The organism is Pseudomonas sp. GM78 (genome assembly GCF_000282475.1).
In the GTDB taxonomy this organism is placed as follows: Bacteria; Pseudomonadota; Gammaproteobacteria; order Pseudomonadales; family Pseudomonadaceae; genus Aquipseudomonas.
In genome coordinates this window covers 18,338-27,888 of the sequence record NZ_AKJF01000217.1, presented here as the reverse complement: position 1 = coordinate 27,888, position 9,551 = coordinate 18,338, and the positions used below count along the sequence as shown (strand labels likewise).

At 62.3% G+C, this 9,551-nt stretch carries 11 protein-coding genes; 3 read left to right on the top strand and 8 right to left on the bottom strand.

Annotated features, from left to right (window positions below; genetic code table 11):
* The first annotated feature begins 419 nt into the window (after window positions 1-419).
* On the top strand, window positions 420-776 hold the full coding sequence (locus PMI35_RS01100; RefSeq protein ID WP_008066277.1) for a DUF6124 family protein: 357 nt from the start codon (window positions 420-422) through the stop codon (window positions 774-776).
* Window positions 777-902: 126 nt separating this feature from the next.
* Here the strand turns inward: PMI35_RS01100 and PMI35_RS01105 are convergent, their stop codons facing one another.
* The 8 genes from PMI35_RS01105 to cpaB are packed head-to-tail and all read right to left on the bottom strand — an operon-like array spanning window position 903 to window position 8,376.
* A complete protein-coding gene (locus tag PMI35_RS01105; protein ID WP_008066276.1) occupies window positions 903-1,178 on the bottom strand; it encodes a DUF3613 domain-containing protein in 276 nt (91 codons plus the stop codon).
* A gap of 11 nt (window positions 1,179-1,189) precedes the next feature.
* Complete coding sequence (locus tag PMI35_RS01110) at window positions 1,190-1,888, bottom strand: tetratricopeptide repeat protein (protein ID WP_008066275.1); 699 nt, start codon at window positions 1,886-1,888, stop codon at window positions 1,190-1,192.
* Between the two features lie 10 nt (window positions 1,889-1,898).
* Window positions 1,899-2,777 (bottom strand): type II secretion system F family protein, encoded by an 879-nt coding sequence (locus PMI35_RS01115; RefSeq protein WP_443217081.1) that lies wholly within the window; start codon window positions 2,775-2,777, stop codon window positions 1,899-1,901.
* Between the two features lie 8 nt (window positions 2,778-2,785).
* The gene (locus tag PMI35_RS01120; protein ID WP_008066261.1) at window positions 2,786-3,670 is read right to left on the bottom strand and encodes a type II secretion system F family protein; all 885 of its coding nucleotides are present in this window, start codon (window positions 3,668-3,670) and stop codon (window positions 2,786-2,788) included.
* Window positions 3,671-3,680: 10 nt separating this feature from the next.
* The gene (locus PMI35_RS01125) at window positions 3,681-4,961 is read right to left on the bottom strand and encodes a CpaF family protein (RefSeq protein ID WP_008066259.1); all 1,281 of its coding nucleotides are present in this window, start codon (window positions 4,959-4,961) and stop codon (window positions 3,681-3,683) included.
* Window positions 4,958-6,145 carry an AAA family ATPase gene (locus PMI35_RS01130; RefSeq protein WP_008066257.1) on the bottom strand — a complete coding sequence of 396 codons (1,188 nt, stop codon included), beginning with the start codon at window positions 6,143-6,145 and terminating at the stop codon, window positions 4,958-4,960. Before PMI35_RS01130 ends, PMI35_RS01125 begins: the two co-directional genes overlap by 4 nt.
* Complete coding sequence (locus tag PMI35_RS01135; protein ID WP_008066255.1) at window positions 6,142-7,404, bottom strand: type II and III secretion system protein family protein; 1,263 nt, start codon at window positions 7,402-7,404, stop codon at window positions 6,142-6,144. Before PMI35_RS01135 ends, PMI35_RS01130 begins: the two co-directional genes overlap by 4 nt.
* Window positions 7,405-7,425: 21 nt before the next feature.
* Window positions 7,426-8,376 carry a Flp pilus assembly protein CpaB gene (gene cpaB, locus PMI35_RS01140; RefSeq protein ID WP_008066253.1) on the bottom strand — a complete coding sequence of 317 codons (951 nt, stop codon included), beginning with the start codon at window positions 8,374-8,376 and terminating at the stop codon, window positions 7,426-7,428.
* Between the two features lie 327 nt (window positions 8,377-8,703).
* On the opposite strand from cpaB, the gene PMI35_RS01145 reads away from it, so the two are divergent.
* Window positions 8,704-8,940: a Flp family type IVb pilin gene (locus PMI35_RS01145; protein ID WP_008066250.1), complete on the top strand. Its 237-nt coding sequence runs from the start codon at window positions 8,704-8,706 to the stop codon at window positions 8,938-8,940.
* Between the two features lie 70 nt (window positions 8,941-9,010).
* On the top strand, window positions 9,011-9,424 hold the full coding sequence (locus PMI35_RS01150; protein WP_032832178.1) for a response regulator: 414 nt from the start codon (window positions 9,011-9,013) through the stop codon (window positions 9,422-9,424).
* Window positions 9,425-9,551: the final 127 nt, after the last annotated feature.

Here is a 9,551-nt window from a genome sequence, read left to right as displayed (position 1 = left end):
AGCGGGCTTGCCCGCGAAGGCGGCCTGACAGCCGACCTGAATCTGGCGGATGTACTGGATCCCCTGTAGGAGCGAGGCTTGCCCGCGAAGACGGCCTGACAACTAACCATTGTTGTGCAGAATCCCTCAAATCCCTCGGAAACATCCGACACGCTTTTCAGGTTGTCCGTCAGACGCCTGACCTCTAGCCTCTGTCCGTCGCTGCAAAATCAGTGACCGGGTTTGGTCGCCCGGGTTTAGAATGGCGCACAGTGCCGCGCAAGCGGCATTTTTGTGCTTGCTTAATGGCGAGCTGTGCGTGGGAGGGCCTAGGCCCTGCCGGGTTTCCATTCCCTGGTCGACCAACCTGCGTACGGTTCGCCACCTACTTGCTTGGTCGCAGTGACGGCGAACTCCAAATTTTCGAATGGAGCTTCACCATGATCAAACCCACCCCAAATCCCCCGGCACCCGACGACGTTTCACCTTACCAATCCCCCACCTCAAAAACCCTCCACGAAGCCGCCGACCGCGCCCTCGATCACTACCTCAATCCACTCAAGACACCCACCGTGCGCAAGCCCAGCACGATGTTCGTCATCTCACCCGATATCGACACCGAAACCCTGCTGGCCCACGCCTGTGAATCCCTTGCGTCGGCGAGTGTCATGGCCAACGATTTTGCGGCGTTCCTGGAGGGGTCGCAGCGCAACACGCTGCTGGGGATTGCCCAGGTGATCATGCTGGGGGAGCTGGCGGTGAATCGGGCGCTGGATAACCTCGACCCGCAGCCATAGCACTCTGCCAAGGAGACCACATCATCGTTCATCGCGAGCAGGCTCGCTCCCACAGGGGAATGCATTTCAATTGTAGGAGCGAGGCTTGCCCGCGAAGACGGTCTGTCAGACGCCAAAAAAATCAGTTTATTCCTGCGATCCGCTATTCACCGTTCCACCCTCGTACTGATCAAAGAACTCCGGAATCTCATGCTGAAAACTCTTCAGCCAGCGCTGCATCGCCAGTTCGCGCTCGGCTGCGCTGGCGGTTTGCGGCTTGGTGGAGGCGGCGGTGTTGCTGCTTTGCAGTTGCAGCCAGCCTTCGGTTTCCTGTTGTTGCGCCGAGGCGGGGCCGGCGTCGATGGCGTGGGCGGCCAGTGGCAGGGTCAGCAAGGCGAGGCAATAAAGGGTGGTCGATTTCATCAGTGTGCTCCCTACTGAACGGCGGCGACTTGCGCGGCGACGGTCGATACAGGCCTGGTCGGCTGCTTGAGTTTCTCAGCACGGGCCTGGGCCTGGGTGACTTGTGCCGGTTTCAGGCCAAGGCGGCTGACCAGTTCGGCGGCGCGGTTCCAGTCGTCCTGGTAGATCAACAGGGTCACCAGGTTCACGGCGGCCAGTTGATCGCCCTGCTTGAGCTCGATGGCAGTGAGAAATTCGAATTTGGCGTCTTCGATACGCAGTTGATTGAGGTACACCACGCCCAGGTCGTTGCGGATTTTTTCGTCGGTGGGCGCCAGTCGGGCGGCCCGTTGCAGGTGCGCCTGGGCCAGGCCATGGTTGCCCCGGGCGGCGGCGAGTTGGCCCAGGCCGTGTTCGGCTTCGGCGGCCAGGCAGCCGCCGAGCAGGCTGCGGTACAGCGGCTCGGCTTCGTTGCGGTCCAGCAGTCGATACACCTTGGCCTTGCGCAGGCGCACGTCGGCCAGGTTGTCGGGCAAGCTCTGCAGGTTGGCGAGGCTGGCGTGCAGCTTGCCTTCATTGGCCATGTCATCGGCCAGGTTCAGCGACAGCTGTTGTTCGGCGTTCAATTTGCCGCAACTGGCGGTGCCGGTCATGGCACTCCAGGGTGTCTGTCCGTTGCTCGCGCACCCCCCCAGCATCAGCAGACACATACCTGCAATTATTGCCTTCATCACGATTCCCCTAGGAAGCAAAAGCCCGGGCGAGGGCGGTGAAGCCCGGGCCCGCCAGTACGATCAATAACGCCGGGAAGAGGAACAGCATCATCACGACGGACATTTTTGCGGACATCTTGGAGATGTATTCCTGAAGACGCGCCAGGCGCTTGTCATCAAGTAACAGCTTGAGCGCCAGCAGGGATTTCATCGCACCGCCGCCCTGATGGATCAGCTGTTGCAGGATCACGCAGGTGTCAGTGAATTCGTCGACACCCAGCAGTCGGGCGACCTTGTTCAGTTCATCGCCCAGCTCCAGGCCCGAGTCGACGCGGGCCAGCACCAGGCGCAGCTCGTGGGTCAGTTCGGGCATCAGTTGTTTGCCTTCATTGCTCAAGACGCGCAGCGATTGCTCCACGGCCATGCCCGATTCGAACAGGATGCGCAGCAACGGTATGAAGGTGGAGATTTCCATCGCCAGTTTTTTCTGCCGGTGGTGCGCCGCAGCGGCCAGCAGGCGCTTGGGCAGCAGATACCCGATCCCCAGGGCGAACACCGGGACCAGCCACGGGCGAGTGACCTGGGGGAAGAACAACCCCTGCACCAGTGCACTCAGCGCCAGCGCCAATACCGGGACGCCAACCTGCAAGGCGGCGAACAACGCCCGTTGCCGCGCGGTGCGCCAGCCCAGGCAATTGAGCAGCGTCTGGGTTTCGTTGTCGAGCTTGACCGACTGCTGGCCGACCCGGCTGCTGCCCAGCGCGTGCAGCCATTGGTTGAAGCGGCTTTCGTGCGGCGTTTTGCCGTCCAGGCGCTGCACCACCTGGCGCGCGCGCCGACGCAGTTGCACCATCACGCCAATGAACAATCCCGAGGCCAGCAGGAACAGTAGCGAGCTCAGCAGCATGGACGGGTTCATAGGCTGCGCAACATCCGCCACAGCGCCAGGCAGCCAAACGCCTGGAGGGCGAGCGCTCCCATCAGCATCGACTGTCCCGAACTGTCGTCCCACATGGTCATCAGGTACTTTGGATTGGACACCAGGAAGTAGCCGGCGACCCCGACCGGCATCAGCGCCAGGACCACCGCCGTGACCCGGGTTTCTCCGGTCATGGCGCTCAATTGGCGAGCTGCCTGTTCACGTTCGCGGATGATCTTGATCAGGTTTTCCAGCAGTTCACTGGCATTGCCGCCGTAGCGGTGGTTGACCTTCAAGCCGAGGGCAAACAGGCGAAGTTCGTCCTTGTCATAGAGTTCAGCGAAGTCCGAGGTGGCGTCCGGCAGGCTGATGCCCATGTGCACCTGGCGTTTCAACCGGCCCAAGGCATCTTTCAGCGGGTCTTCGGCGGCGTCGATGGCGCCCAGCACCGCATCCGCCAGGGTGCGCCCGGACTTCAAGCTGCGCACGCTGTGATCGAGCAGCGCCGGCAATTGTTCGATCATGCGCTTGAGCCGACGCTGGTAACGCCAATCCACATACAGGCGCAGGAGCAGGGGCGGCAACAGCAACAGGGAGAGCAAGCCCGGCCAGCCACCACCGATGAAGCCGAGCAAGACACTCGAGCCCCACAGCATCAGCCACACACCCAGGCGATCGGTGGGCCGTCCGAGGCCGGCGCGCAAGAAGGCGCGATCAAGTCCCGTCCAGGGTGTTTTGCGTACCACCCGCTCCGGTTGCCCTTGGGCCAGGCGCTCCAGCACGCGCCGGGTGCCGGGTTCGCGCAAGCCGCGAACGAGCAAGCGGGCCGACAGCCCCAGCAACGCCAGGCAAACGAGGATGAGCAGCAGCGGTTTGAGCATGCCGTGGCCTTTAATACATCGAGGGAGAGAGCGCCGATTCGCGGCGCAGTTTGTCACCGGCGGGGTTGACCGCCTCGCGCATGAAGCCGAAACCGCTGCGGCGATCGAGGCGAAACAGCGTATTGGTGACGTACACGTCTTCACGGATGCCGATCACCTCGACCACTTCGCTGACGCAGCGGCGGCCATCGGGCATGCGCGTCAACTGGATCACCACGTCCAGTGCCGCGCAGATCATCTGGCGCAAGGTTCGTTCGGCAATGCTGCGACCGGTCAGGCCGACCAGGGTTTCCAGGCGCAGCAACGCATCCTGCGCGTTGTTGGCGTGCACGGTGCTCATGGAACCGTCGTGGCCGGTGTTCATCGCGGTCAGTACGTCGACCACTTCGACACCGCGGATTTCGCCGAGGATGATCCGGTCCGGGCGCATCCGCAGGGCGTTGCGAATCAGGTCGCTGGCTTTCACCTCGCCATGACCTTCGGCATTCGGCGGCCGGGTTTCCAGGCGCACCACGTGGGGGTGGCCCAGTTGCAGTTCGGCGACGTCTTCGATGGTCACCAGCCGTTGGTGAGGGTCGATCAACTGGCTGAGAATGTTCAGCAGCGTGGTCTTGCCGGTACCGGTGCCGCCGCTGATCAGGATGTTGCAGCGCTTGCCCACGGCCTCTTGCAGGAATTCGTAGATCGCCTGGTCGATCGATTGCATGGCCACCAGGTCGGTGCTGTTGAGCATGTCCTGGCGGAATTTTCGAATCGACAGGCACGGGCCGTCGAGCGCAATCGGTGGAATGATCGCATTGACCCGGCTGCCATCGGGCAGGCGCGCGTCGACCATCGGCGAAGACTCGTCGAGCCGCCGGCCCAGGGGCGCGAGGATGCGCTGGATGACGCGCTCGACATGGTGCGCATCGATGAAACGCAAGTCGCTCTGATGCAGTACGCCATCGCGCTCGATGAACACCCGGTGCGGGCCGTTGACCAGGATTTCGGTGACGGCCGAATCACGCAGCAGCACTTCCAGCGGGCCGAAACCTGTGAGTTCGTCGACGATCTCTTCGGCCAGGCGCTCCATCTCGTAGCGCGAAATCGCCAGGTGCAGGCGCGCTATGTATTCGGCCACTTTGTCGATGACGAACTGCGCCAGCACCTGGCGCGAGCCTTCGAGCAGGTTTTTCCCGGACTCCTCGATGGCGTCGATGATGTAGCGGTGCAGCACCAGCTTCAGGCCTTCGTGGTCGGTGTTACCGGCCACCCCGCGGTGCGTTGCGCCGAAGAGTGTTTCGCCGCTCATGGCGTACCTCTCAAACGGCTGAACCAGGACTTGGGCTTGGCCAGGTTTTCGGAGCGTTTGGCCAGGCGTTCGCCGAGGTTGCGCAGGCTTTGGGTGAGCACTTCCCGGGGGGCCAGTTCGAACAGGGTCACGCCCTGGTTCTTGGCGTTCAAGCGCACCTCGGGGCTGTAGGCGAGGGTGGCGATGATCTCCATGCCGAAGCTTTTGCCCAAGGCTTCGGAGTCTGGCGCGACGCTGCGCAGGTAGCGATCCACCAGCAGTTTGGCGTGATCGAGTTTCATGCCTTTTTCGCGCCACAGGTTCAGCACCGCCAGGTTGCGGCGGCAGTCGAGCACGTTCTGGTCGGTGTACCACAGCAGCTTGTCGCAATGGCTGACGAAGGTGCGCAGGGCTTCGCTGTCGGGCTGGCCGGTGAGGTTCACGACGATGTGCTGGAAGTGCTGGCGCAGGGCGCTGAGCAGCATGTACAACTCGGCGGCGCTGGTGTGTTCCAGCGGTTCATCCTGGGTGGCGTAGGCGAGGATCCGCAGACCGGCTTCGCAACGGGTGAAGGCGCTGTCGATCAGCGTCGCGTCGAGGCGGCGCAAGTTGCGCAGGGCATCACCGAAATGAAACGAACTCTCCAGGCCCAGCAGGGCCAGGCTGTCCCCCCGGGGCAGGCCGAGGTCGAGCAGCAGCGTTTGCTGGCCGCTTTTTTGCACCACCTGCGCCATGTGGTTGGCCAGCAGCGCGCCGTCGGCGTTGCTCTGCACGCCGTACAGTACGGTCAAGCCGCCCAGATGGGTATTGGGCACCACCGGTGGCAGGCGTTTGCTCTGGCGCCGCACCAGCCCGGCGACTTCACTGGAGCGCGAGCCGTAGGCCACGAAGTCCCGGGCCCCGGCGCGCATGGCGTTGAGCACGAGCTGGTTGTCCATGCCGTCGCCCAGCGCGACGATGGCCAGCCTTGGCTTGGCTTCCAGGGCGCCTTCGATCAGTGCGCACTGGGCCACCACATGTTCACGGTCCAGGCCCACGAACACCAGGCTGGCCAGGGTCACGTCCACCAACGCCAGCAGTTCGTCGAGGCTGCCGCCACCGGCACTGACCACCTGGCCCAAGGGGGCGAGCGCGCCTTGCAGCCATTCAAGGTCGGTGTTGTTGCGCGTGATCGCGAGGAAGGTCTGGCTCAGGTTCTGGCTCATTGCGATAGCCCGCTGCGTTTATCGAAGTCGCCGTTTTCGAGGAAGTACAGGCGGTACCAGTTGGGGTCGTAATTGCGCAGTTTTTCACCCGGCAGCGACGGCAGTTGCGCATTCACGGCCAGCGGCTGCACCAGGTGCGGAGTGACGATCATCAGCAGTTCCCGTTCTTCGCGATTGATCGAGGAGCTGCGAAAGAACGCGCCGAGTATCGGTATGTCGCCCAGCCCCGGAAACTTGTCCACCTGCGAGGTGTTTTGCGTGCTGATCAGGCCGCTGATGACGAAGCTTTCGCCATCGGCCAGGGAGATGCTGGTGTCGGTACGGCGAATGGTGAACGCCGGCACCGTGGTGCCGCCGATGGTCACGGCGTTGTTGTAATCCAGTTCGCTGACTTCGGGAGCGACCTTGAGGGCGATCTGGTCATTGCTGACCACCGTTGGCGTGAGCGTCAGGCGGATACCGAATTCCTTGTATTCGATGGAGTAGCTGTTGCTGTTGGCGCTGGGAATCGGGATCGGTATTTCACCGCCCGCCAGGAAGCTTGCGCTTTGTCCGCTGATCGCCACCAGGCTCGGCCGCGCCAGGGTGTAGGCAAAGCCACTGCTTTCCATGGCATTGATGATGGCCAGGAAGTTGCCGCCGCCGGCGACGATGTTGTACATGTCGTTGGCCAGCGGAATGCTCGGCACGGCAATCCGCGGATCCAGGTTGCGCAACGGGAACACCCGCGGGGTCACTGCCGTGTTGGGCACGGTACCGGGGGAGCCGAACAGGAAGTTCGAGGTTTTGCCGTAGATCGAGGTACTGGCTTCCTTGAGCTTGGTGCGACTGACTTCGACGAAGCGGATGTCGGTCTGCACTTGCGATGGCAGCAGCGGGTCATCGGAGGGTGACTGCCGGGCACTGGTCATGGCCGCCGTCGCGCGGCCCTGGACGAACACCATGCTTTGGCGCGGTGCGCTGGCGCAGGCGGTCCAGACCATCAGGCTGGTGGCACCGGAACCCATGCCGGTGAGCAGGAACGCCTGGTCGCCATTGACTCGCACGTCGGCGATTTTCGGGTCGCCCACCGCGATCCGGGTGATTGCCACGGGCGATTGCACTTCCTGCTGCAGGCCTTCGCCCACTTCCAGCACCGCAGGCAAGGGACCCAGCGCGGCACAATTGCCGTTGGCAGCGATGGCTGCCGTTACCGGCATGCCGCTCAGCAAGGTGGCCCAGATCAAGCCGTTGAACAACGGCGTACTACGTCTGCGCATTAAAGCGTTTCCTTGCTCGATTCAGGGGGACTTTTGCGTGGTTTCGTTGCCGCGGATGACTTCCACACCCGACCGGCGAGGCGCGGCTGCGCTACTGGCGACCAGAGGCCGGGGCGGCGCGGTCATGGCTAGCTGGTTGAACTGGATCAAGTCGCGATTGGCGTTGGCGATGTTGGCCGCGGAGTCGCGTTCACCGGCCCAGTAACGCGCCAGGCGTTTTTCCTCGGCGCTGCGCACGGCCAGGCGCAACACCCCGGCCTGCGCGGCGAGCATCAAGCGGCTCACCAGGGGTTCGGGGACGGCGAGCAGCACGGTACGGGCGCTGGCGCGCTGTTGCTCCTGCCGGAGTTTTTCATCGTTGCCATGGGCCGGGCTGGAGGGCTGGCCGTCGTTGGTCAGGCCCAATTGCTCGCCCACCCCCAGTACACGCAAGGCCGGGACCGCGAGCTGGGCCGAGGGCTGGATGTTGTTGGCGTCCATGCGCAAGAACAGCAGCACATCGACATAGTCCCCCGGGGTCAATTGCCCGCCGGCATTGATCACTTCATCCACGGCCACGGCGAGCGCGCGCTCATCGGGCCGAATCATCCGCGCCAGCTTGCCGCCGCCTTCAAAGCTCTCGTCGTTGAGCCAGCTACCGGCGGTCAGGGCGCGCCAGGGTGTACGGCCGATGGCTTGATCAAGTCGGGTCAGGCTGCCGACCGGGACGGTCCGCAGTTTTTCCAGGGCCACATCGGCGGCGGTGATTTGCACGAACGGCGCGATGTCATGCAGCAACACCACGATCGGTTGACGCGTGTCCTCTTCTGGCTGGGCAGCAGGTGCGGGGCTTACGGATGTCGGGGGGGCGATCGCGGCTTGCGCGACAGGCGTGGCGGTCGGATCACGGGTCAAGGTGAAGCCCCAGTAGCCGGCAATAACCGCGCCCGCCAGAGACAGTCCCGCTAGGCTCAGGATGACACGACTGTTCATGACGGTGCTTCCTTTCTTTCCTGATGCACAAAGAACTCGTTTCCGCAACGAGACAACTACGCAATCAGGCAGCTATGAACATGGAACTATTTCGCTATTGGACGGTAGCGCAGCTAGAGCAAAACGCCATTACTCGGCAGGAAATTTCTAGCGAAAAATCGAAGTTCAGCTCAAAACAAAGGTTTTTTGACGTCAACGAACCAATTAATACTTTCGTGTTAATGCGTTTTTACAGTTGTTTGGCGGGGGAATGCCGACAATGCTGGTGCTGGCACAGGGGAATCATGTTGCGTCGGTGCAACACTCGGTGTCCTCAAGGAGAACCTCATGTCTTTCGCCAAGCTGCTCCAGAAGGTCAAATCTGAAATCGCTTTTTACAAAGGGCTGGCGAAGGATACCGAGGGGGCTTCGGGTATCGAGTACGCCATCGTCGCCGCGATGGTCGCGGTGGTAATTGCCGGGCTCAGCGGCGGCATGGGCACGACGATCACCGCAATCTTTGCAAAAATCACCGCTGCAATGGTGGGTGCCCCCACCGGTGGTGGCGCTGGTGGTGGGACTTAAGGTGGCCGTCACTTGCTAATGCACAAGGCGGGTTCTAATGTCAGCGCTTAGTCTATTCCAGGTGTTGCCTATGAACGCTCCCGCACTGCCGCGCCAACAACTGCTTCTGGTCGATGACGAGGAGGATGCGTTGCTTGAGTTGGCGGAGTTGCTGGAGGGTGAGGGTTTCAATTGTTTCACCGCGACTTCGGTCAAGCTGGCGCTGCAGCATCTGACACGCAATCCGGATATCGCGCTGGTCATCACCGACCTGCGCATGCCGGAGGAGAGTGGCATGTCGTTGATCAAGCGCTTGCGCGAGCACACGGCGCGCCAGCATTTACCTGTGATCGTGATGTCCGGGCATGCCGACATGGAGGATGTCAGTGACATGTTGCGGTTGCAGGTGCTGGACCTGTTTCGCAAGCCGATCTATCACGTACGGTTGCTGGAGACGCTGAATAACCTGTTCCCGCAGCCGTTGGGGGAGTTTTCCAGGCGCTGAGAAGCTTGGTAAATGCATTGCCCTGTAGGAGCTGCCGCAGGCTGCGATCTTTTGATCTTGCCTTGAACACGCAAAGATCAAAAGATCGCAGCCTGCGGCAGCTCCTACAGGATCGGGGTACATTCGC